Source organism: Thermus aquaticus, assembly GCF_001280255.1.
In the GTDB taxonomy this organism is placed as follows: Bacteria; Deinococcota; Deinococci; order Deinococcales; family Thermaceae; genus Thermus; species Thermus aquaticus.
Map to the genome: position 1 here is coordinate 1 of NZ_LHCI01000080.1, position 332 is coordinate 332.

A 332-nucleotide genomic window follows, 5' to 3' on the forward strand; every position below is an offset into this window, starting at 1 on the left:
GGGGGGCGCAAAGGGCGCCCCGCCGAAGGCGGGGGGAACGGGAAGGCCGAGGGGCCCGCCGGTGAAGGGGAGCTTCAGGGCCAGGGTCCTCAGCACCTCGCTGAAGGCCAGGCTGGCGATGGCGAAGTAGAGGCCGTGGAGCCTCAAGGTTACCGAACCCAGGAGGAGGGCGAAAAACCCCGCAAGCAGGCTCCCCAAGGCCAGAGCGGGGAGGGTCCCCACGTGGGGCACGAGGAGCCCCACCCCATAGGCCCCAAGCCCAAAGAAGGCGCCATGGGCCAGGGAGAGCTGGCCGGTGCGGGCCACCAGGTCCCAGGAGAGGGCCAAAGCGG

General features: G+C 71.4%; 1 protein-coding gene. It reads right to left on the bottom strand.

What is annotated here, in order from left to right; all coding sequences use genetic code 11:
• The coding region (locus BVI061214_RS00515; RefSeq protein ID WP_428843215.1) for an ABC transporter permease subunit at positions 1 to 332 on the bottom strand (332 nt) is incomplete at both ends.